The organism is Geminicoccus roseus DSM 18922, from assembly GCF_000427665.1.
Taxonomy (GTDB): Bacteria; Pseudomonadota; Alphaproteobacteria; order Geminicoccales; family Geminicoccaceae; genus Geminicoccus; species Geminicoccus roseus.
In genome coordinates, this window is record NZ_KE386572.1 from 1,248,939 (window position 1) to 1,271,799 (window position 22,861).

General features: G+C 64.9%; 17 protein-coding genes and 3 pseudogenes. 12 read left to right on the forward strand and 8 right to left on the reverse strand.

Features of this window, described 5'->3' with window-relative positions:
• Positions 1-67 precede the first annotated feature (67 nt).
• On the reverse strand, positions 68-679 hold the full coding sequence (locus tag GEMRO_RS34125) for a hypothetical protein (protein ID WP_157505495.1): 612 nt from the start codon (positions 677-679) through the stop codon (positions 68-70).
• Positions 676-1,959, reverse strand: coding sequence for a tyrosine-type recombinase/integrase (locus GEMRO_RS0107025; RefSeq protein WP_035484886.1), 1,284 nt, complete (start codon positions 1,957-1,959; stop codon positions 676-678). Before GEMRO_RS0107025 ends, GEMRO_RS34125 begins: the two co-directional genes overlap by 4 nt.
• A gap of 343 nt (positions 1,960-2,302) precedes the next feature.
• On the opposite strand from GEMRO_RS0107025, the pseudogene GEMRO_RS35190 reads away from it, so the two are divergent.
• Positions 2,303-3,284 (forward strand): annotated as a pseudogene (locus GEMRO_RS35190) (DDE-type integrase/transposase/recombinase).
• A gap of 164 nt (positions 3,285-3,448) precedes the next feature.
• On the opposite strand, the gene GEMRO_RS28145 reads toward GEMRO_RS35190, so the two are convergent.
• Complete coding sequence (locus tag GEMRO_RS28145; RefSeq protein ID WP_084506644.1) at positions 3,449-4,468, reverse strand: AraC family transcriptional regulator; 1,020 nt, start codon at positions 4,466-4,468, stop codon at positions 3,449-3,451.
• Positions 4,469-4,552: 84 nt separating this feature from the next.
• Between GEMRO_RS28145 and GEMRO_RS0107045 the strand changes: the two genes are divergently transcribed.
• The 4 genes and pseudogenes from GEMRO_RS0107045 (at position 4,553) to GEMRO_RS0107060 (ending at position 7,806) form a co-directional block, all read left to right on the forward strand.
• A complete protein-coding gene (locus GEMRO_RS0107045) occupies positions 4,553-5,524 on the forward strand; it encodes an oxidoreductase (protein WP_035484889.1) in 972 nt (323 codons plus the stop codon).
• Positions 5,525-5,699: 175 nt separating this feature from the next.
• A pseudogene (locus tag GEMRO_RS28150) lies at positions 5,700-6,535 on the forward strand (alpha/beta fold hydrolase).
• A 65-nt stretch (positions 6,536-6,600) separates the two neighbouring features.
• Positions 6,601-7,356 carry an SDR family oxidoreductase gene (locus GEMRO_RS0107055; protein ID WP_027133435.1) on the forward strand — a complete coding sequence of 252 codons (756 nt, stop codon included), beginning with the start codon at positions 6,601-6,603 and terminating at the stop codon, positions 7,354-7,356.
• A gap of 21 nt (positions 7,357-7,377) precedes the next feature.
• Complete coding sequence (locus GEMRO_RS0107060; protein WP_027133436.1) at positions 7,378-7,806, forward strand: cupin domain-containing protein; 429 nt, start codon at positions 7,378-7,380, stop codon at positions 7,804-7,806.
• A 279-nt stretch (positions 7,807-8,085) separates the two neighbouring features.
• On the opposite strand, the gene GEMRO_RS0107065 is transcribed toward GEMRO_RS0107060, so the two are convergent.
• The gene (locus GEMRO_RS0107065) at positions 8,086-8,541 is read right to left on the reverse strand and encodes a carboxymuconolactone decarboxylase family protein (RefSeq protein ID WP_027133437.1); all 456 of its coding nucleotides are present in this window, start codon (positions 8,539-8,541) and stop codon (positions 8,086-8,088) included.
• A gap of 156 nt (positions 8,542-8,697) precedes the next feature.
• Here GEMRO_RS0107065 and GEMRO_RS0107070 point away from each other — a divergent pair, with 156 nt between their 5' ends.
• On the forward strand, positions 8,698-9,564 hold the full coding sequence (locus GEMRO_RS0107070) for a sigma-70 family RNA polymerase sigma factor (protein WP_027133438.1): 867 nt from the start codon (positions 8,698-8,700) through the stop codon (positions 9,562-9,564).
• Between the two features lie 1,450 nt (positions 9,565-11,014).
• Here the strand turns inward: GEMRO_RS0107070 and GEMRO_RS34875 are convergent.
• A complete protein-coding gene (locus tag GEMRO_RS34875; protein WP_205624922.1) occupies positions 11,015-11,155 on the reverse strand; it encodes a hypothetical protein in 141 nt (46 codons plus the stop codon).
• 69 nt (positions 11,156-11,224) lie between these two features.
• Between GEMRO_RS34875 and GEMRO_RS35635 the strand changes: the two genes are divergently transcribed.
• A complete protein-coding gene (locus GEMRO_RS35635) occupies positions 11,225-11,347 on the forward strand; it encodes a hypothetical protein (RefSeq protein WP_276202819.1) in 123 nt (40 codons plus the stop codon).
• A 113-nt stretch (positions 11,348-11,460) separates the two neighbouring features.
• On the opposite strand, the gene GEMRO_RS28155 is transcribed toward GEMRO_RS35635, so the two are convergent.
• From GEMRO_RS28155 to GEMRO_RS0107100, 3 genes and pseudogenes are all read right to left on the reverse strand, one after another.
• The gene (locus GEMRO_RS28155) at positions 11,461-12,771 is read right to left on the reverse strand and encodes an adenylate/guanylate cyclase domain-containing protein (protein WP_157505496.1); all 1,311 of its coding nucleotides are present in this window, start codon (positions 12,769-12,771) and stop codon (positions 11,461-11,463) included.
• Between the two features lie 142 nt (positions 12,772-12,913).
• Positions 12,914-13,665 (reverse strand): annotated as a pseudogene (locus GEMRO_RS34885) (SDR family NAD(P)-dependent oxidoreductase).
• Positions 13,666-13,735: 70 nt separating this feature from the next.
• Positions 13,736-14,947 carry an NAD(P)/FAD-dependent oxidoreductase gene (locus tag GEMRO_RS0107100; protein WP_027133439.1) on the reverse strand — a complete coding sequence of 404 codons (1,212 nt, stop codon included), beginning with the start codon at positions 14,945-14,947 and terminating at the stop codon, positions 13,736-13,738.
• Between the two features lie 527 nt (positions 14,948-15,474).
• Between GEMRO_RS0107100 and GEMRO_RS0107110 the strand changes: the two genes are divergently transcribed.
• The 5 genes from GEMRO_RS0107110 (at position 15,475) to GEMRO_RS0107130 (ending at position 22,861) form a co-directional block, all read left to right on the forward strand.
• Positions 15,475-16,392: an MBL fold metallo-hydrolase gene (locus GEMRO_RS0107110; RefSeq protein WP_027133440.1), complete on the forward strand. Its 918-nt coding sequence runs from the start codon at positions 15,475-15,477 to the stop codon at positions 16,390-16,392.
• A 77-nt stretch (positions 16,393-16,469) separates the two neighbouring features.
• Positions 16,470-17,135 carry a nitroreductase gene (locus GEMRO_RS0107115; RefSeq protein ID WP_027133441.1) on the forward strand — a complete coding sequence of 222 codons (666 nt, stop codon included), beginning with the start codon at positions 16,470-16,472 and terminating at the stop codon, positions 17,133-17,135.
• Between the two features lie 481 nt (positions 17,136-17,616).
• On the forward strand, positions 17,617-21,855 hold the full coding sequence (locus GEMRO_RS32470) for a PAS domain-containing protein (protein ID WP_051328784.1): 4,239 nt from the start codon (positions 17,617-17,619) through the stop codon (positions 21,853-21,855).
• Positions 21,855-22,499, forward strand: coding sequence for a response regulator transcription factor (locus GEMRO_RS0107125; RefSeq protein ID WP_027133442.1), 645 nt, complete (start codon positions 21,855-21,857; stop codon positions 22,497-22,499). The genes GEMRO_RS32470 and GEMRO_RS0107125 overlap by 1 nt, the downstream gene beginning before the upstream one ends.
• Complete coding sequence (locus GEMRO_RS0107130; RefSeq protein ID WP_027133443.1) at positions 22,496-22,861, forward strand: response regulator; 366 nt, start codon at positions 22,496-22,498, stop codon at positions 22,859-22,861. The genes GEMRO_RS0107125 and GEMRO_RS0107130 overlap by 4 nt, the downstream gene beginning before the upstream one ends.

The window sequence follows — 22,861 nt, forward strand, 5'->3', positions numbered from 1 at the left end:
TGTTCCCGGGCGTAGCAGTAGCTTAGTTGCTTTCGTGGAACCGAGCCTTAGCCACGAAGAAAATGCATCAGAGACCGAGCTCGGTCAGCCAAGGGTAGATGGTGTCCTTGGAGACCCCAAATTTCTTGCCAAGATCAACTGCGATCCGGTTCCGCGAGTAGGTCGGGTGCCGCTGGCGTATTTCCTCGGCCTCAGCGCAGATTTCGGCCCTGAACTTGTGCTCACGTGCCACCGTTGCTTTTCGGCCATTGCTCACGCCATCTGCACGTTGCTTGGCGCCGCCCGCAGCATCCGAAGCGCTGATTAGCCAGAACCCTAGTCGACTGAAGGCAGCTCCAATCGCGATCGCTCGGCCGATGGCATTGTCCTCTTGCCCGGTTCGTCGCGACTCATCGAGATCATCGAGGCGCGCCTGCAGAGCTCGCAGATCACCTCGAAGATCGGGCCAATGTCCGGCTGGCCGGGGCACCTCTTCATAGGAAGCACATAGCTTCTCAATGGTGGACCTGATCACGCGGAGTGCGTTCTCACCCGCTTGGTCGGGATATTGGTTATGGTCCAGCATCGTGAGCGGCAGTCCGGATTCTGCGCGCTGGAGTGCGGATCGCTCAGTTTCGTCTAGGCAGCCCCACAACGTTTCAGCCTCGGCCCGTACTTTCGCCCTGCGCTCCTTGATCACTGTGCTCTCCCAGGGACCATTACCAAGGGATCTGACGGCTGAGGCCCAACATAGGTCACCCAAGCTTCCATTAGTGCCCGCCGTCGATCGAGTAGATCGCCCCGCGCATAGGCTGCCTCAGCCCTGTCCTTGATGGTGTGGGCGAGCGCCGCCTCGACCACCTCGCGCGGGAATTCGGTGGCGTCGCCGGCCCATGTCCTGAACGTCGCGCGGAACCCATGCGCAGTGATTGGTCGACCATCCTGGTCAGCCCAAACAGGCGGGTGCTCTCTTCCCTTGTCATTGGTCTTCGGCCCCTGCATGCGCCGCAGCAGCATCAAGAACGCCATCGACGAGAGCGGCGACTTCGGGCGCGGGCCGGGGAACACGTAATCGTCCGACTTCTTACGGAGCGGCGCCATCTGCTTCAGAATGGCGAGGGCAGCCGAAGAGAGTGCCACACGATGCTGCCTACCACTCTTCATGCGCTTGCCCGGGATCGTCCAGATGCCGTGCTCCTCGTCGATCTCATGCCACGTGGCACCCATCACCTCGTTGGTGCGTGCTGCCGTCAAGATCAGGAACTCCAGCGCCCGGGCGGCCGTGGCCGGACGCTTGCGGAGCTCGGCCATGAACGCCGGCAACTTGCGCCAGGGCAACGCCGGCTGGTTCTCGACGGGCTGTAGCTTGCGCACATTGGGCAAGGCATGGCGGAGATCGGCCAAGCGTGCCGGATTCGTCGCCTCGCGCAAGCCATCGGATGCGGCGAAGTCCAGTATCGTCTCGATCCGACCGCGCAGCCGGCTGGCGGTCTCCGGCGTCTTCGTCCAGATCGGCTCCAGGATCGCCAGCACGTCGGCGCGGTCGATCTGTGCAACGTCCTGCTTGCCGATCTGCGGATAGGCATAGGTGGCGAGCGTGTTCTTCCACTGCTGCCGGTGCTTGGGGTTGCGCCAGGTCGCCTCGTGCTTTGCGATGTAGCGCTCAGCTAGCACCTGGAACGATCGCTGCTCGGCGTCCTGAACCTGGCGAGCCAGAGCAGCGCGACCGACCTTGCGAGCCGTGATCGGATCCTCGCCCGAACGAAGCTTCTCCCGCGCCTCCGCAGCCGACTGACGAGCGGTGGCAAGAGAGACCTCTGGGTAACTCCCGAGCCCCATGTCGCGCTGCTTGGTGCCCAGCCGGTAGCGAAGCACCCAGCCTTTCCGCCCGTCGGGCCGGACAAGCAGGTAGAGGCCGTTGCCGTCGTTGTAGCGCCCCGGCTTGGTCTCTGATCTGGCTCGGACTGCCGACAGTTTCATGCCGAGAAATCTCCGCCAAACCCGATTGGTCCCTACGCTGGTCCCTATCTACCGGCTTGAACGGAGAGAAACAAGGTGACATGCCCAGACACGATGAAGCCGCTAACAGGCTGACGTGTTGAAGCTATCTCGGCTACCATCGAAAGGGGCTGGAACAGCCAGACACGGGGATAAGGAGGACTGTCCCTCCGCCAGCTACTTCATGCTAAGAAAATTTCTGTAATTTCAGTCTTAGGTGTGGGGTTTGTAGACCTCGTTGCACCTCGCCGGGCCCGTCCGGCTCCGCTATCGCCTGATCCCATCGCGTCACGGTGGAAGCCGCTTCTGGCGGCAAGGAGGCGGGATGGATACACGCACTCGGCTCGGTTGGATCCGGCTCTACAAGGAGATCGGCAATGCCGGCATCGTCTGTCGCCGCTGCGGCATCTCCCGCGGTAGCGTCCACGAACGTGGTGGCAGCGGTATCGGACAGAAGGTGCCGCAGGCCTGACGACCCGCAGCTCCCGACCGCACCGCTCACCGGGCCGCAAGGTTCCGGAAAGAAGAAGCCCTGATCCTGGACCTGCGCCGCGGCCGCCGGCTCGGGATCAAGCGCCTGCGCAACGAGTGCATCCGCGAGCAGGCGCTCAAGCTCGCGCTGGATACCATCCACAAGGTCGTGGTCCGACACAGCGAGCGTTACCTCAAGCGGCGGCCGCTGCGGCGCAAGAGCACCAGGCGCTACAGCCGGCCCGTCCCTGGTGACCGGGTGCAGGTCAACGTCTGCAAGATCACGCCGAAGCCCTACCAGTACACCGCGATCGACGACTGCTCGCGCTTCCAGGTCACCGGAACCTATCCCCGCCGCACCGCGGCCAACACCATCCACTTCCTGAAGCGCGTGCGCGAGGAGCTGCCGTTCGCCATTCAGCGCATTCAGACCGACCGCGGCCAGGAGTTCTTCGCCTACCAGGTCCAGGACCAGCTACGCGACTGGCACATCAAGTTCCGACCCATCCGGCCTCGCTCCCCGCACCTGAACGGCAAGGTCGAGCGTGCCCAGCGTACGGCCCTGGAGGAATTCTGGCCATCCGTGGACCTGAAAGACGCATCGCTGCCCGATCAGCTCGATGAGTGGCAGACCTTCTACATTTGAGCCGCAGAGCGGATCAAAGCAACGTCCTCACGGCGCTCACGGCGGCCGCACGCCGATCGACCGGGTCTGTGAGCTGATCGCCAAGATCCCGCTCGGCGAGGACGTCTGAGCTGCCTACGACCCGACCAAGGAACGTGTCCGCACCCAGGACTACCACTGGGACTCTACCTTCGCGCGCATGCAACGATGAACACAGACCCTACACGTGATGCTGGGTCTTGCGGTGCGGGCGGCACGCTTCGATCAACGACGCCAGTATCGCCCAATGCCCATCCGTCAGAACGCTCGCCATCACCTCTCCCATCCGCTGCACGTCCAACAGATAGGGAGGAAGCGATCAGGAGCTAACGGGCCCTAACTCGTGTGCGAGGATAGAAGCTGCCTACTTACTTCGCCAATTTGCAGGGCTGCTTCCTTCCGGAGCTCGCTCACGGCTTCCGGTACGGGTGAGTCAGTCTCAGTAAATTCGAGGCGGAAACGCATCGGGGAGACGCCCATGATCCGACGAAATGTAGAACTGAAAGCACTATCAGATGTATAGCCCAGCGAGGCGGCTATGGAGGATATGGGCTCTCGGCTGCGACGCAGTCTGGCAGCGGCAAGACGCATCCGCCATCGCGCCACGTAGTACATTGGCGGAACACCCACCCCGGTCTTGAAGTGGTCGGCGAAGGTCGACCTTGACTGGCCAGCGAGGCAAGCAAGCTCTGTCAGCGTCCAGCTTCGAGCCGGATCCGCATGGATCGCCTCGAAGGGCTTGCCGATGTGCGGGTCGGTGAGCCCGGCCAACCAGTTGCCGCTCTGTGGCGGCAGATCGGCGACGTAGTTGCGCAGCGCATGAATGAACATGAGGCGCAGCAGGTCGTTGCAGGCGAGGCGCGCGCCCGGCCGACAACTCCGCCACTCCCGGTCCAGCTGCTCCAGCAGCCAGTGGATGGCGATGGCAGCCTCGCCGGTGATCAGGATCGCCGCTGGCAGGACATCGGTGAGGATCATTCCGTTGACGGTGTCGAAGTGCACGCTGCCGCCGATCAGATGGGTATCCTCGCCATCGCCGCACTGGCCGCTCTGCCCGAAGCTTCCGAATACCTCCGCCGCAGGAACCGGTTGCACTTCCAGGGAGCTGGCGAGCGTGAAGTCGCCGCGGACAACAACGAAACAGTCGCCTTCCTCAAGCTTCTGCGGCGGGGCGCCGTCGCTCGTGGCGAGCCAGCATGTGCCCCGGCGCAGAACGCAGAACTTGATGTAGTCGGGAGCAGGCAGGCGGACGGCCCAGTTCCCTCCGGCGGTCAGCGTCACTGACGCTACCGCGTGTGCATCGACGAGCCGCAACACGTCAGAAAGGGCATCGTCCGGCGCACTCCGGACGATCACGACAGAACACCGGACGCAGGTGCATGGATCATCTTCGTTTCCGACTGATAGCCCTTCGCAGCGGCATGTTGGCTGAGGTCGAGAATGTTTTCACCAGTTCAGAAGCCGATCGGATCAGGGTTCGGCGCTGCCACGACGGCGGCCGAGGTGGCCCGAGGTGTCGATCTGACCGGGCAGGTGGCGGTCGTCACCGGCGGCTACTCCGGTATTGGCCTCGAGACGACACGTGTGCTCGCTGAAGCAGGTGCCGTGGTCATCGTTCCTGCCCGCAACCTGCAGAAGGCCGAAGCGGCGCTCGCCGGACTATCCTCCGTCGAACTGGAAGCACTTGACCTCACCGATCCGGCCTCGGTGCGGGCTTTCGCCGATCGCGTCCTCTCATCGAACCGGGCGGTCTCCATACTCGTCAACAGCGCCGGCATCATGGCGACACCCTTGTCGCGAGATGCCGCCGGCCATGAGGGGCAGTTCGCCACCAACCATCTCGGGCATTTTCGGCTCACCCTAGCACTCTGGCCGGCCCTCGCGGCAGCATGCGGAGCGCGCGTTGTCTCTGTTTCCTCGCGTGGTCACCAGATCGCTGGCGTCGACTTCGACGACATCGACTTCAACGCCCGCCCTTACGACAAGTGGGTCGCCTACGGCCAGTCGAAGACCGCCAACGCGCTGTTCGCGGTCGGCCTGGACAGGCGCGGCGAACAAGACGGCATTCGGGCCTATTCCTTGCACCCTGGCCAGATACTGACCGACCTTGCGCGTCATCTGAGTGCGGAGGAGCTTGCCGGTTTCGACGCCTTTGACAGCGAGGGGCGCCCGCGGATCGATCCAGCGCGCGGCATGAAGACGGTCCAGCAGGGCGCTGCCACCAGCGTGTGGTGTGCGACAAGCCCGCGATTGGCTGGCATCGGCGGCGTCTATTGCGAGGACTGCGACGTGGCGGTCGCCCACACCGGCGATGCAGGCCGGCGGGGTGTCAAGTCCTGGGCCGTGGATCCCGAGAGTGCCGAGCGCCTCTGGCAGGTGTCGGAGCAGATGACAGGGATGGCGCTGTCCTAGTGCACCCCGGAGATGACCATTGATGCGCACCGATTCGCATGAGTTGCCCGTTTCGGGCCGCCGTAATCTGCTTGCTTTCGGCCTTGGCGCCACCGCGCTGGCGATGCTGCCGAGCCTGCCAGCCGCCGCTCAGTCAACTGTAACCCAAAGTCCGACCTTCGAAGGGGTTCAGCCAATGTCGATGGTTACCACAAACGATGGCGTCGAGATCTTCTACAAGGACTGGGGGCCGAAGGATGCACAGCCCATCGTCTTCCACCACGGCTGGCCACTCAGCGCGGACGACTGGGACACCCAGATGCTGTTCTTCCTCCAGAACGGCTATCGCGTCGTTGTCCACGATCGCCGTGGCCATGGGCGCTCGGCGCAGGTCTCCGACGGGCATGACATGGACCATTACGCTGCCGACGCCGCGGCAGTGGCCGAGCAGCTCGATCTGCGCAACGCCGTCCATATCGGGCATTCCACCGGCGGCGGCGAGGCAACCCGCTATGTCGCCCGCCACGGTCAGCCGGCGGGGCGGGTCGCCAAGCTCATCATCATCGGCGCCGTGCCGCCGATCATGGTGAAGGCCCCGGCCAATCCGGGAGGCCTGCCGATCGAGGTGTTCGACGGCCTGCGCAACGCGCTGGGTGCCAACCGCTCGCAGTTCTACATCGATCTCCCCACTGGCCCGTTCTACGGCTTCGATCGGCCCGGTGCGACGCCCAATCACGCGGTCATCCAGAACTGGTGGCGCCAGGGTATGATGGGTGGTGCCAAGGCGCACTACGACGGCATCAAGGCCTTCTCGGAGACGGATTTCACCGAGGACCTGACGATCGTCGACGTGCCGACGCTCGTGATGCACGGCGACGACGACCAGATCGTGCCGATCGCGATTCAGCGCTCCTTTCGGCCAAGCTCCTGAAGAACAGCACCCTCAAGATCTACGAGAAGTTCCCGCACGGCATGTGCACCACTCATGCTGAAGTGGTGAACCCGGACTTGCTTGCTTTCGTGAGAGGCTGAGCCATCCGGCCGGGGCCATCGCGATATGGCCAGCCGGCCTGCTGGCAATTTTAGGAGACAGGCGTATGAAGATCGTTGTCATCGGCGGCAATGGGCTCGTCGGCTCTCGCACTGTCGCAAGCCTGCGTGAAGCAGGACACGAGGTCCTTGCCGCCTCGCCCAGCACCGGTGTCGATATCCTGACCGGCGAGGGGCTTCCACAAGCTCTCACCGGCGCCGACGTGGTGGTCGACGTCGTCAACTCCCCGTCGTTCGAGCCGCAGGCGGTGCTCGCCTTTTTCGAGACCGCTGGCCGGAACCTGGCCGCCGCTGAACGCGCCGCAGGGGTGCGCCATCATGTGGCGCTCTCCATCGTCGGCACCGACCGGATGCCGGACAACGCCTATTTCCAGGCCAAGGTCGCGCAGGAGAAGCTCGTCAGGGACTCGGCAACGCCGTTCACCATTGTCCGGTCCACCCAGTTCTTCGAGTTCCTGTCCAGCATCGCCGATGGCAGTACGTCGGGAGGTACCGTCCGGTTGCCGGGTGGGCTCTTCCAGCCGATTGCGGTGGATGACGTGGCAGCGCTTCTGGCGGATGCGGCGCTTGCCGCCCCTTGCAACGGGATCATCGAGATCGCCGGGCCCGAGCGCATGCCCTTCGACGAGGTGATGCGCCGCTATCTCCGCTATGCAGGCGATCCGCGCCTTGTCGAGCGTGTTCCCGATGCGCGCTACTTTGGCGGCAAGGTCGGCGAGTTCTCGCTCGTACCGCTCACCGAAGCAAGGCTCGGCCAGATCGACCTGGAGACATGGTTCCGCAGCAGCGCATCCATCGCATGACCGACCCGAACGGAATATCCAATGAAGAAGTTCCTCTGCTCCCTCGTCCTGGCCGCGCTCCCCCTGCAGGTCGCATCCGCGGATTCCCAACAGCACCCCCATGGAAGCGGCGGTGTGAAGGTGACGCTGGTGTACGAACACCAGCTGCCCGGCATGCCCAACAAGAGCATCAAGGGGGTGCTGGTCGAGTACGAACCTGGCGGCGTGAACCCGGCTCATACCCATGCACGGTCTGCGCTGATCTATGCGACCGTTCTGGAGGGCGCTGTTCTGAACCAGCTCAACGGCGGCCCGATCAGAACCTTCACCAAGGGGCAAAACTTCACGGAGCTGCCGGGCGACCGACATGACGTGAGCGCCAATGCCAGCGAAACCGAGCCTGCAAAACTGCTGGCTGTCTTTGTCGTCGATACCGACGACACGGTGCTGACGACGCCGATCGAGCGCTGATGCATTTAGAAATTGGTCATTTTTATGCTGGAGAGCAGATGAATTATTTGATGATATTATTTCTCCTTAGGTCTTACGACGTGCTTTTGCTCTACTCATTTGCTATATGTCCCTGTCTAGAATGTGCGTACCCATTCGGTGAGCACCATGGTGGTTAGGCCCAGCTATGGGGATCCATCAACCTCCAGGCGGGGTGGAAAGCGGATGTTAGCCTCTCGTGAACCACCCAGCTCATGGATTGGTAAGCGGCCCGTCGGGGACGAGCCGCCGGAGCATTGATCAGGGTCTAGCCTTCACCGGAAGTCTGAACGGCGCTCCCAACCGATTGAAGGCGTTCATCGCGGCGATGGTGATCGTAAGGTCGACCAGCTCCTTTGGATCGAACGCGGCTGCTGCGGCCGCATAGGCTTCGTCAGATGCGTGGGTCTGGCTGATGTTGGTGACTTCTTCGGCCCAGGCCAGCGCGGCACGATACCGCGCCGAGAACAGGTGAGGGACCTCGTGCCAGACGGGCACCAGGACGACCTTCTCGATGGGCATCGTCTTGAGCAGGTCCCGCGTATGGAGGTCGATGCAATGCGCGCATCCATTGATCTGCGAAACCCGAAGGAAGACGAGGTGGATTAGTTCCTCCGGAAGAATGGTGGCATGTGTCACGTAGTGATGCAGTCCAAACAGTGCCTTGGCTCCGTCCGGCGCAACGTCGTGCCAGGCCAAGCGGGTGACATTGGTCATTCAAAGTGCTCCGTCATCGTGACGCCGTTCATCGGCGATCACAGGTCTGACGAGGCGGCCGCCGCCGCTGTGACACTTGCAGGCCGACGATGGCGCGATGTCACACAGGTGCGCGCACGGTCGTCATGACGGCGAACTACCCGGCAGGAGCCCTTGATGTCCCGTGACCAACGGCCCACTGACTTCGAACCCGAACGGGGGCGCCTGAAGCGCCTTGCCTACCGCATGCTTGGCTCGCTCAGCGAGGCGGAGGATGTTGTTCAGGACGCGTGGATTCGTTGGGCGCGGGTGGACGAGAGCATCGATGTTCCAGCCGCCTATCTCACGCGGATCGTCACCCGCCTGTGCCTGGATCGCCTGAAATCGGCCCGGGCACGGAGGGAAACCTATATTGGCCCCTGGCTACCTGACCCTCTGCTGACCCCGGCCGACCCGCAGGAAATCATCGCCGACGATGTCACTGTCACTCTCATGCTCGCCATGGAGCGGCTCTCCCCGCTCGAGCGCGCCGCGTTTCTTCTGCACGATGTCTTCGACGTACCACTCACAGATGTGGCCGTGACCCTTGATCGCGAACCCGCCGCGGTTCGCCAGCTTGCGTCCCGAGCCCGGAAGAATGTTAGGTCCGAACGCGTTCGCTACGCACTTGATGCCTCCGAGGCGGACAGGATTGCGCGAGCCTTCTTCACCGCCGCCCGAGATGGCGATACGAAGGCGCTCGCCGACCTCCTTGCGGAAGATGTGGAAATACACTCCGACGGAGGTGGCAAGGTTTTGGCCTTCCGGAACATCGTGCGCGGTATCGATCGCGTCCTAAAATTGTTTGCCGGCGTTCGCCGGAAGGACCTCTCCCCACCGACGCTGTTGCGTACGGCCATTATTGATGGGTTGCCTGGATATATCAGCCGCAATCCCGATGGATCCGTGGGCACGACTGCGCTTCAACTTCACGACGGTCGAATTCGTGCAATCTACATCGTTCGGAATCCCGACAAGCTGGCGCACATCGCAGAGGCGCGCTGAGCCGCAGGCATCAAAGCGGATCTTCCGAACTGCACCACTGGAGACTGCCGCGAAACTCTGGTTCTGGCGCTGCTGGTGTGTTTCGATCCTGCCCATCAGAGCGGGGAGCGGCCGATAGTTTTGCAAGGTGGTGGACAGGTGAGCCTGGTGGAAGACCTGCTGCCGGCAGCAACCAATGGCTGGAACGGATCAAGGCGCAGGTCGGCTGATTGTGCGCCGTCCAGTTATACAACACTGCAAGATCATGAGGGCTTAAACTGTACGATAATCAGCCAGAGCTATAAGCTGCAGTAGTAGCATTATAAAATATCTGCCGGTCCTATGAGGGGATCATGCCGCCTGTCGCTGCAAAGGGCACTACCGTGACATGGCCGTCGCGGTCGATGCTCAGGCGGAATGCGTCCTGGATGGTCTGACCGACCACCAGACACATGATGGTGCGAAGCACCATCCCGTCACGGCCGATCGCCTGTGACCAGCCGAAGCCGCCCTTGCAGCCGATGGGTAATTCGGCCGGCTAGTTGGGCACCATGGACCGCTCGCTAGGGCAGCCTGAATTGGAGGGCACCGTCGGCAGGAGTGGCAGAGTATGTCGTTGGTCGGCCGTGCAAACGATCCAATGGCCGGGACAAGCGGCGGCCATTTGTTGAAAGTTGTGGCCCAGCGACAGCACTGTAAGATGGTCGAAGCGAGCCTGACGGTACCTGACTCTGGATGTATGACGAAAGCGGGCACGAATATACGGTAATAGCGCAGCCAGCCTAATGGAGCAGCCCAGACCGGCCGGGCCGGCGCAGCGCTGTGTATGGCCACGCCAGCAGCGCCAGCGTGTCCTCCACGTGGCCCAGCAGCGTGCTAGCCTCGGCAGTCGGTCAGCCCTGCCGCTGCCGCCACGCCACTCGCACCCGCTGCGCCGCCAGCCGCTCAGTGGTGGCACTGATATACTGTTCCAGTTGTGCCCGCTGCGCCCGCTGTTCCATCTGCCCGGTCATCCGTAGCCATCCAGCGGGAGAACCGGCGGCGGCCAGTGTGCCTCATAGGTTCTCACAGGGTAGTTCAGCCGGCACCGTCCCTTAACCCAGAGCTGGGCTGCCGCCGCCATTGCGCCTGCAGATACTGCATCGCCTGCAAGGTCGCGTCGCTGATGCTATCGGGGCCATCACTTCCCTCTCACGAACCGCAGGGTTATGAAACCGTGTGCCGAGGCCCGACGGTCACGCGCTCCATGCGCTGCTTCAGGCCAACCCGCACGGCAATGGAGGCCGCGGATAGAAGGTCTTCCGCCCGGACAGCTTGGGCAGGAAGCCAATAGTCCCTGCTTCATGCCACGCTCGGTCATGGATATATCCCGTGCTCGTCATGAGTACGACCGGGATCCTGATGGCCTCGTTGAGGAGACGCTGCTTAGAGCCGAGGCGGTTCTTCGCAAGAGCGTCAGCAGTTCCCGAGTTCATGGCCGTGTGGCCTTGAGTTCTTCCCGGCAGGCACGACTGAAGGCGCAGAGTGGGTCCAGCTCACCCGCCGGGGTGAAGTCCGCGAAGAGTCCAAGCTCCTTATCTGGCGCGAAGTAGGCGGCACCGATCTGCTTCATGACCTCCTCCGCCGCTGCGACAGTCTGCGGCTGGCCGAACAGGCGGATCGTGTTGACGATCGAGTAGAGTTGCAGGAGCTTGGCTGGATCATCGAGCTCGTGCTCGAACGCATCGACGAACAGCTTGGAAGCCTCACGATTGAATTCGCCATAGAGTGCCTCGCGACGGGCGCGATCCTGCGCCCGGAGTGACGCGCGCCTGTGAGCGCTGCGCCAGCCAGGTCGTCACCAACGATGTCAGCGCGCCGATGGCGGAGCCGGCTAGTGCCGCGATGGCTGAAACATAGCCTGCGTTCATTTTCTTCTCAGTCGGGCGAGACAGCCACCGTTCCGGTGGCCAGGGTCCATAGATCCAGCGACTCTTCACGGCCCCGCACGACGAGACGGGTATGCTGGCGCATGCCGCCCAATGCGCGTGGGCCTGCCTGCGCCAGCACACGATCAATTAGCGCCTGGCTTGCGGCCATGGACGTCCCGAGCTCACGGGTCAGCCCCTCCAGGCGGCTTGCGGTATTGACCGTGTCGCCCAGGACCGCGAATTCCACCCGACGCTCGTCGCCGATGTCACCCAACACCACTGGTCCGAAATGCAGGCCGATGCCTGCGCGTAGCGGCGGCTCCCCCTGCGCCACCCGCTCGGCATTCCACTCGTCCAGTGCCACGAGCATCGCCCGTCCACATGCAAGCGCGCTGACCGCATCATGCGGGCCAGGATGTGGCGTACCGAACGTCGCCATCACGCAGTCGCCGATGAACTTGTCGAGCGTGCCGCCGTGCGCGAACACGCAATCCGCCATGCGCAGATGGAAGCCGCGCAGCATGGCCATGACCGCATCCGGAGCCATGCGCTCACACAGACGGGTGAAGCCGACAATGTCGACGAACAGGACTGCCACGTCCTGGGTCCGGATCGGGCCGAACGGCTCATCCACCGCCGCCAGCTCCTCGACCAGGTTGGGCGACACGTGGCGAGCCAAGTTGGCGCGAGCATGCTCGAGCCTGGCCTGGGCGTAGACAAGCCGCTGCATGCGCCCGACTACGACTGCGAGGATGCCGGCGATCAAACAGGCGGTGAACAGGCTGCATGCCCAGGCCGCGGTGTCGACGAAGTGCGGGTCGAGGTAGCGCGTCAGCGAATCCGCCAGTCCGGCGCCCTCTGGTAGACCGAACCCGAGCAGGGTATCCGGCATGCGCAGGATGATGCCGACGCCCACGCTCCATGTCGCGATCACAACAAGTGCTGCGCCTATCACGAGCCATGGCGACAAGGTGAAGGTCGCCCACGCGATCAGCAGCAGGAAGAACAGGAACTTCGGCGGCCGCAGCGCCATCTGTATTGGTGTCAGGGACAGAACGAATGGATTGGGCACCAGCAGCGTCACGGTGAGCAGGGCGGCATTGGCCAGCACGAACCCCATGACCAGCCAGGAAGGCACGGGCCGTCTGGCGCGCCGACTCCAGACCAGGGCAAGGCCGATGAACGCGGCAGCGATACCCAAGTAATAGAGGGCAGCAGGCCAGGGATGGACCAGGGCGCACCACACCGCGACCGCGCAGAACGCCACCGTCAGGGCATGCGCGCCCAGACGTCCAGTGACCTGGCGCTCCCTGGTCAACGCCGCAGCAATCCGCCCGTCCAACGCGCTGGATCGGGCCGATGCATGCCAGGTCGCATGGCGACCCGGAGCGGCGGTTGATGCAGCTTGAACGACATCGGCTGGCACGGGATCGCATCCTTAGCAGATCAGCCGGGATGGCTCACGCGAGACCCAGCCCGCCGTCTACGGCGAGCACCTGGCCGGTCACCCAGTTGGAGGCCGGATCGGTCAAGCGCACGATCCAGGTGGCGACATCGTCCGGCTCGCCGCGCCGCCCGAGGGGGATCCGCTGGCGCTCCTGCTCCTTGACGGCCTCCGCCTGTGTCGCCGACAGGTTCATCATCCCCGTTAGCGCCTCCGACTCGGTCGGTCCCGGCGCCACCGCGTTCACCCGGATTCCCTTGGGCGCCAGTTCCAGCGCCCAGCAGCGGGTAAGCTGCTCCAGCGCGGCCTTGCTGGCGCATAGTGCGCGAGGCCGGCGGCCGGTCGATGGCCGTACGTGCTCGACAGGTTGACGATCGTGCCGCGCACCGCCGCCAGATGCGGCAGGGCCGCCGCCGCGAGCAGGCTGGGGCCCAGCACGTTCACTGCAAGGATCCGCTCGATCTGGGCGGCACTGGCCTCGGCCAAGGCGAGGATGGCTCCTGCCCCGGCATTGTTGACCAGCACATCAAGACGACCCCAGCGGTCGACCGCCTCGCGCACGGCTTGCTTTGCGTCGTCCGGATTTGCCGCGTCCGCCACCAGGCCGACGATGTTGGGATGGTCGGCCGCAGTCGCTTCGAGCGCGGCGGCGCGCCGGCCGGTGATGACGACCCTGGCGCCCAGCCCGGCGAAGCGCAGGGCGGCGGCCCGGCCGATGCCCTGCGCTTCGCCGGTGACGATGACGACCTTCTCGCTCAGTGCCGACATGACGTCGCCTCGCTGCATTCGATGAGCGTGGATGGAAGATGCGGGTTCTGTTGCGCTTCAGGCAGGGCGCCTAGAGAGCGGTGACGCGCTGCGGATCGGCGGAGGCCAGGGCGGCCTTGCGCTCCGCCTGCGGCGGGTAGATCCACACGGTGTTGATCTCGTGCTTCATCTTCTTCGCCTCTATGCCTAGCAGTTCCACCTTGCGGTCCCAGCCGCGGGTAAGGATCGCACCTGCCTCGCCAAGGTCGAGGCAGGTGACATAGGCCTCCTGGTGGTAGGCCTGGCCTGGGATGCCGAGCAGGTCAGCGGCGGCGTTGTTCCCGGCGAAGGCGCCCATGCGCGTGGCGTGCTGGCAGGACATCAGGGCGTGGTTGCCAAGGTCGTCACACGTCGCTTTCGCGGCATCACCCGTGGCGAAGACGCCCGCGACACCAGGCACGCGGAGCTCGCGATCGACGACCAGGCGGCCGAAATTGTCGCGCTCGGCCGGGATTTCCGCGGTGAGCGGCGCGGCGCGCATGCCGGCTGACCAAATCACCGTGGCGCTGTCGATGCGACGTCCGTCGCTCAGCACCACGCCGCCCTCGTCCAGCATGGCCACGCCGACACCGACCTGCGTCTCGACCTGCAGCTCATGCAGCGCCTGCTCTATATGCGGCCACGCAGCCGCGCCCATGTCCGGCGCAATGGCGGCACCACGCTCGACGATGACCACGCGCGCCGCGACCTCCCGGCCGAGCATCGCCCGCAGGCGTGCCGGCATCTCGGTCGCCACCTCGATCCCGGTGAAGCCGCCGCCCGCGACCACGACGGTATTGCGCGCCTTCGAAGCCGGCTGCCCGGCGAGACCCTGCAGATGCCGGTCGAGCGCCATCGCGTCGTCAAGGCTGTCGACACTGAAGCCGAACGCCGCGAGGCCCGGGATGTCCGGACGGAACAGCCGGCTGCCGGTGGCCAGGACGAGCCGGTCGTAGGCGAGGCGCTGCTCGGTACCGCCTGGGGCCTGGTATGTGATCTGCCGGGCGCTCGTATCGATCGCATCGGCAGTGCCCTGCACATAGGCGACGCCAATTGCGTCGAGCACCGGCCGGAGCGGCGCGGTCAGATGCTCCGGGCCTGGCTCGTAGAGCCGCGGGCGGACCACCAAGGTCGGCTCCGGCGCGATCAGGACAATCTCCAGTCGATCCGGGGACACGTCCTGTTCGTCACGCAGCCGGGCAGCGGAGAGCGCCGCATACATGCCGGCAAAGCCCCCGCCAATGATGACAAGTCGCTGCTGCATCATCTCTTCTCCGTCCAGTAGTCGCGGCCGCCGCTCGACCGAGCCGCTTGCCTTGGAACCAGGGATGCACGCATGCGCGCAGCACCGACATTGTGCGGAGGGAGAGAATGCCTGGATCGTTCGGCTAGAGCGGTACGACCTTGGTATGATGACCTGTGGTCAGGAGGGCGCGGCGATGCCCTCGCAGCCGACCTGCCGCCTATTCCGTCCCCATGCCATCGACGCCGAAGTCGGCATTGAAGACGCTTCGGATCTCGTCCTGCGGCCCTGCATCCCAGGCTGACCAGTCCATCGCCCGTGGCCGCAGCTGGGGGATCGGCGTCGGCGACCAGCATCGGCTTTGAGAAGCAAGCATGGTCCGTCCGTGCACAGGGTGGCCCTGTCCCTGCCGCGCGCCTTCCCGGCAATCTGGCCAAACGGACCTATACCGCAGTAGGGCCCGCCCACTTCCTCGGCACAATCGACCGTGAATACGTCCGAACCTAGCGTCATCGCTGTCGTGGCAACGTGTTCTCAAGGAGATAAACATGAGCCTGCACAACAGCTTCCACCCCGCTGGACCAGAACCCAAGGACTTGGTTCCGTCGCGCTACGCGCTGCAGATCGGCGACATCGACGTGCTGGTGGTCAGCGATGGCGTGCTGCCGCTACCGACCGCAATGCTGGCACACAACGCCGATCCGGCCGCCCGGGCGGCCTGGCTGGGCGAGATGTTCCTGCCGCCGGACGCATTCGACTGGCCGCTGAACGTGGTCATGGCGCGCAGCGGCGGCCAGACCATCCTCGTCGACGCCGGGCTGGGGCTCGACCCGGACCTGCACTTGCCGCGGGCCGGTCAGCTGATCCAGCGACTGGATTCCGCGGGCATCGATCTTACGTGCGTGACCGACGTGGTGCTTACCCACATGCACATGGACCATATTGGCGGGCTTCTCGTCGACGGGGTGAAGGAGCGGCTGCGTCCGGACCTGCGGATCCACGTGGCGGCCGCCGAGGTCCGCTTCTGGGAGGCGCCCGACTTCTCCCACACCTCCATGCCCCCAGGCTTTCCGGACGCGCTCCGGGCGGCTGCCAGGCGGTTCAGGCAAGAGTACCGCAACCATCTGCGGCCGTTCGACGAGGCGCACGAGGTGGCGCCGGGGGTGGTCGTCCAGCGCACCGGCGGCCATACGCCCGGGCACAGCGTGGTCCGCCTGGCGTCGGGCGGCGACCGGCTGACGTTCGCCGGCGACGCGGTGTTCGCGGTCGGATTCGACCAGCCCGACTGGCACAACGGTTTCGAACACGATCCCGAGGAGGCGGCGCGCGTCCGGGTCCGGCTCCTGCGGGAGCTGGCCGAGACCGGCGAGATGCTGGTGGCCACGCACCTGCCATTCCCATCCGTCGGCCGGGTGGCGGTCGACGGCGACGCCTTCCGTTGGGTGCCGGCCTTCTGGGACTACTGACCGCTTGCCGGGTTAAAGCCGAACTAACGGCCGCATCGTCTTGAACCAAACGGATGGTTGCGGGTAGCGAGGCAAACATGGACGTGTATGAGGCCGTTACAAGCCGGCGGGCAGTGCGCGGATTCAAAGACAAGCCTGTCTCGAGGGAGGTGCTGGAGCGCGTGCTGTCCGCCGCGGCTTGGTCGCCGTCCGGATCGAACATCCAGCCCTGGAACACCTACGTGCTGACCGGCGGACCGCTGGCTGAGCTCAAGACGCGCGCCGTCGAGCGCGTGGCCCACGGTGATCCGTGGGACGAGCGGCAGTACGAGATGTACCCGCGCGTGCTGAAGTCTCCGTACGGGGAGCGCCGATCCACCTTCGGCAAGGAACGCTACAGCGCGCTCGGCATTGCACGCGAGGACTGGGAGGCCCGCCAGCGGGCGGCCATTGCCAATTGGAACTGCTTTGGCGCTCCCGCAGCACTTTTCTGCTACATCGACCGCGACCTGGGTCGGCCCCAATGGGCTGACGTCGGCATGTATCTTCAGACCGTCATGCTGCTGCTCCGGGCTGAGGGGCTGCACAGTTGCCCGCAGATGGCGTGGTCGCAGGTTCGCACAACGGTCGCGGAGGTTCTGTCACCCTCGGATGGCCTCATCCTCTTCTGCGGCATGTCGATCGGGTACGAGGATCCCATGGTGAGCAATCCTCGTACGGGCCGTGCCCCGCTCGACGAGACGGTCACCTTCGTCGGCGGCTAGTCGCACGGCCAAGGTGACCTGGGCGGGATCGGCCGGATCCGCCTGCGTGCTGCGCAGCAACGTTCACCTGACCGACGCCCGGCTCTGACTGGGCTGCGGCGGCGGCAAGCCTCTGCAGTATGGGTCACCCGGCCGCCGGGAGATAACACGGACACCATCCATTGAGAGACGCGGCATGCACCAGAGCCCATCAGATCAGCTCGCACAGGCTGATCCGTTGTCCCAATCCACCACGTCCGAGCCACGGACGGCCGAAGGTCCGGCTCCGGGCAGGTGCGACACCGGATGCTGCGCCCGGATTTGCCAAGCCCGTGGGGCTCGATCCGGCACTGCCCCAGACAGCCTATCGGTTTCCATAGGGTGCCCGCGGCTCGCTGCGGCTCTACCCTGTCGTCCGATTAGGTGTCCAGGCCGGCATGGGTGCTAGTCTGGCGGAGGTCGCAGCCTTGGAGGGCGCGACCTCCACAGGAGGACGTGGCGCATGCTGTCCGCCGCAACCGACGCGATCAATGACCAGCCCGCGCGGGCGGCGAGGCTGGTGGAGGAGGTAGTCGGCAATGCCTGGGCGACGGACGCCGCCGGCCGGTTCCTCTACGCCACCCCGGGCGTGCTGGGCCTGCCGGTCACCGGGCTAGAGGCGCAGGATACGGATTCGGACGAACCGGCGCCCGACTGGACGTCGCTGCTGCATCCGGACGACTACGAGGCGGCGGCCAAGTCCTGGCAGCAGTGCCTGCAGACCGGGCATGCCTATGACGTAACCCATCGCCTGCGTGCCGCAGACGGAACCTATCGGTGGCGACGTTGCTCAGGCCGGCCGGTGCGTGACGCCAAGGCCCGCATCGTCGGGTGGTACGGGTCGTTTCTGGAACGCGAGGCGCTGCACGACCGCAAGCAGGAGCTTGCGCAACTGGTCGACATGGTCCCAAGCCATGTGTGGCGCCTTATGCCCGATGGCGAGCCGACGTTCTTCAACAGGCGCATGGCGGACTATCTGGGGCCTGACATCGCCTGTCAGTCGCCGGGCAAGTTGGAGGCCCTGATCGGATCGGTCCATCCCGACGACGCGCCCAAGTTCCGCACGACACTCGCACAAAGTTTGGCGACTGGTGCGCCGTTCTCGCTGCGCTACCGGCTGCGCCGTGTCGACGGCGCGTATCGGTGGATGTCGAGCCGGGCCGAGCCGCTGAGTGACGATACGGGCCGCATCCTGCAGTGGTACGGAGTCTGCCACGACATCGACGACCAGGTCCGGGCGGAGGTGGCGCTTCAGCTCCGCGAGCAGGAACTCGAACGGCTCATCGACGCCGTGCCCGCGATGATCTGGTGCGTCACGCCAGACGGCCGGCCCTCCTACATCAACAAGCGGCTGGCGGACACGGTGGGGATCGACCTGTGCGGTCTGGTCGATTCAGGCGGGTCGCGCTCGCTCGTCGACATCCATCCGGAGGACCGGGCAGCCGTCGCCAATGCGCTTGGCCACGCGTTGGCGACGGGCGAAACGTTCTGCATGACCTACCGGCAACGTCGTGCCGATGGCGGCTTCCGGTGGATCGAAGGTCGCGCCGAGCCGCTGCGCAGCGACACCGGTGCCATCATCCAGTGGTATGGTGTGTGCATCGATGTCCACGACCATGTCGTCGCGCAGGAGGCACTGCAGGAAAGCGAACGACAGCTCCGCCAACTCGTTGATACCGTTCCGAGCCTCACCTGGTGCCTCTCGCCCGATGGCCAGCCGTCCTACTACAGCGAGCAGCTGGTCCGCTGGCTGGGCAGGAACGTCCAGGATCTCGACGATCCCGGGACGAGCCGCATCACCCGTGCGGCAGCCTTGCTCGTGCATCCGGAAGACAGCCGGGAAGTTCACGCGGAGCTGGCGCGCTGCGTCCGCAGTGGCGACCCGTTCATGCGCAAGTATCGGGTCCGCCGCCACGATGGCGTATTCCGCTGGATGGAGGGCCGCGCCCAGGCCCTGCCCGATGCCAGGGGCAACATCGTTCAATGGTACGGCGTGCTCATCGACATCGAGGAGCTCATGCATGCCCAGGACGAGCTTCGCGGCCGAGAGCGGGAACTCTCGCAGCTCGTCGACATGGTTCCGAGCCAGATCTGGCGGCTGAGCCCGGATGGGGAGCCGATCTTCTTCAACAAGCGGATGGTCGACTTCCTCGACCAGCAGGCCATGGGCTTGGACCAGCCGGGCATGAGCCGGCTGCAGGCCGTGGTCCGGGCCATCCATCCCGACGATGCAGCGCGGTTCGAGGCCGCCCTGCACCACAGCCTCGCCACGGGCGACACCTTCGCCATGCAGTATCGGCTGCGCCATACCAGTGGCGACTACCGGTGGATGTCGGGCCGCGCCGAGCCGCTGCGGGACGAGCACGCACGCATCGTCCAGTGGTTCGGCCTCAGCCACGACATTGACGACCAGATGCGCCTCTACGCCGACATCGCGGAACGCGAAGCCAGGATCCGGCGACTGGTGGATTCGGACATTATCGGGATCGTCATCTGGGATCTGGACGGCAGGCTTATCGACGCCAACGACGCATTCCTCCGCATGATCCAGTACGACCTGGAGGACGTGAAAACCGGAATCCGCTGGTTCGACATCACGCCTCCGGAATGGCAGGAAGTACATTCCCGCGAGGAGGCCCAGGAGCTTGCGGCGACCGGCAAGATGCAGGCCCGCGAGAAGGAATATTTCAGGAAGGATGGCAGCCGGGTGCCGGTGCTGATCGGGGCTGCCTGCTTCGATGGCCAGTCCCGGCAAGGGGTCGCGTATATTCTCGATCTGACCGAACGCAAGCGTGCGGAAGCGGCAGTGCGCGACCGGGAACGCGAACTGTCGCAGCTCGTGGACATGGTCCCGAGCTATCTGTGGCGGATCACCGCTGACGGCATGCCGGTATTCTTCAACAAGCGGCTCGTCGACTTCCTGGGACTGGACGTCTCGGGGGCGGACAGGCCGGACAAAAGCCGGCTGGCTGCCCTCACCGAGGCCATCATCCATCCCAATGACCGTGCCGCCGTCGCGGACGCGTTCGATCGCTCCCTGGCCAGCGGCGAGCGCTTCTCGATGAAATGGCGGATGCGTCGGGCCGACGGCGTATACCGCTGGATGGCGGCCAGTGCTGAAGCACTGCGGGATCAGGACGGCCGCATCACGCAATGGTACGGCCTCTGCCATGACATCGACGATCAGGTGCTGGCCGAACAGACGCTGCGGCAAAGCAAGCAGCAACTGGAGCAGATGATCGATGCGGTGCCCGTCAACATCCTGAGCTTCGATCCTTTGCGCAGGCTGACCTACTCCAGCAGGCGATATCTCGACACGGTCGGGCCGCCGGGAAGCATCCAGGACTTTGAGGATCTGGCACGGGATGTCGCCCACCCGGACGACCTGCCGGTCATGCTCGGCCGGGCGCTGGATGGTTTCCGGACCGGCGAGCCGTTCGTGAACCGGTTTCGTCGCCGCTGCAGCGATGGCGTCTATCGGTGGATCGAAGCCCGCGCGCAGGCCCTGCGCGATGCGGATGGCCAGATCGTGCAATGGTACATCGCCTCGATCGACATCGAGGAGGAGATGCAGGCGCAGGAGGCCCTGCGTGAGCGGGAGCGGTTCCTCTGGCAACTCGTGGAGACCCTGCCGGCCATGATCGACTGCGCGGCACCGGATGGCGAACCGGTGTACCGGAGCCAGCAGCTCCGCGAGTTCCTGGGCTATGAGCTCGAGGAGCTGAACGAGGCGGATGGATCGCGCCTGATGCAGACGCTGGATACGGGCGTCCACCCCGACGACCTGGCTGCGGTGAAGAACGACTATGCAAGCTGCCTCCGGACCGGCGAGCCCTACGCGCGCCGCCACCGCCTGCGGCGCCATGACGGCATCTATCGCTGGGTCGAAACGCGCGCGGCGCCCATGCGCAACTCGGACGGAGCGATCGTCCAGTGGAACGTGATCTGCCTCGACATCGACGCCGAGATCCGCGTGCAGGAGGATCTCCGCCTGGCACAGGAGCGTCTGGCGCGCGCGGGCCAAGCGGCGAGCCTCGCCGAGCTTTCAGCCTCCATCGCCCATGAGGTGAACCAGCCCTTGGCGGCGGTGGTCTGGAACTCCCAGGCCTGCCAGCGCTGGCTGGCCGCCAGTCCACCAAACCTGGAACGGGCCCAGACCACCATGGAGCGGATCATCCGCGACGCGAACGCCGCCGCGGACGTTGTGAGCCGGATCCGAGCCCTGTTCAAACAGGCAAACGCCCCCCGGCATCGAGCTTCGATCGGAGACCTCGTCGCCGATGTCGGGCGGCTGCTCGCGGGCTGGACGTCACAGACGCGGGTCGGCGTCGAGACGGACGTCACCGCCGACCTGCCGGCCGTCCCATTCGACGTCGTCCAACTCCAGCAGGTGCTGGTCAATCTCATGCGCAACGCGATCGAGGCGATGGAAGGTCAAATACGGGAGCCAAGGCTCTGCATTCGTGCCGTGCGCGACGGCGAGGCGGTGCGGGTCGAGGTGAGCGACAACGGGCCTGGCGTCCTGCATCCGGAGAAGGTCTTCGACGCCTTCTTCACGACCAGGCAGACCGGCATGGGGATGGGCCTCGCGATCTCCCGGTCGATCATCGAGTCCCACGGCGGGCGGTTGTGGGTCGAGCGCAACGATGCGGGAGGTGCCACCTTTGCCTTCACCTTGCCGATCCAGACGCTCGATTCCTGATGACGACGGAGACGCCCATCGTGCTGATCGTGGATGACGACCCGAGCGTGCGCGAGGCCCTTAGCGAGTTGCTGGAGGCGCACGGCATACGCGTGGCGGCCTTCGCGTCGGCCGAGGATTACGCACGTGCCGAGAAACCTGAGGGATCGGCATGCCTGCTCCTCGACCTCGAGCTTCCAGGCATCAACGGGCTCGACCTGCAGGCGCAGCTCACGGACGCCTATCATCCGCCCATCGTGTTCATCACCGGCCATGGCGACATCCCGTCCTCGGTGCGCGCCATCAAGCATGGGGCGGTGGATTTCCTGACCAAACCTTGCAGTGACGAGACGCTCATGGCCGCCGTCGACGCCGCCTTCACCCAGGACCGGCGCATCCGTACCGAGCGCGCGAACCTGGAACGCCTTTGCGCGCGCTACGCCACGCTGACGCCTCGCGAGCGCGAGGTGCTGCCGCTCATCGTGAGCGGCTTGTTGAACAAGCAGGCTGCCGCCCTGCTGAAGCTCAGCGAAGTCACGCTCCAGGTACACAGGCGCAACGTGCTGCGAAAGATGGGCGCCGCCTCGCTCACTGACCTCGTGCGGATCGCTGAGCGGCTGAGGATCCCGGTCACCCATTCGCGTCGCAGAGAGAAGGAAGTGTGAGTAACTCCAAGCGCACCATCGGGGTCGTCGACGACGACAGCCGGCTGCTGGAATCGTTGGAAAACCTCCTGGAGTCCGCAGGCTATGCGGTCCGCACCTACTCGTCGCCCAAGGCCTTCCTGGCGGCAGGCATGTCCGGTCTCGACTGCCTGATCACGGATATCGGCATGGCTGAGATGGATGGCTTCCAGCTTCGCGACGCCGTCGTCGAGATGCGCCCCGACCTCCCCGTCTTCATGGTGACCGGTCGGCACGAGATCGCGGATCAGCCGGGCAGGGCCGCCTTGGCAACCGTGCTGTTCCGCAAGCCCATTGACGGCCAGCTGTTGCTGGCTGCCGTCGAAAGGGCCTTCGTCAAGTAA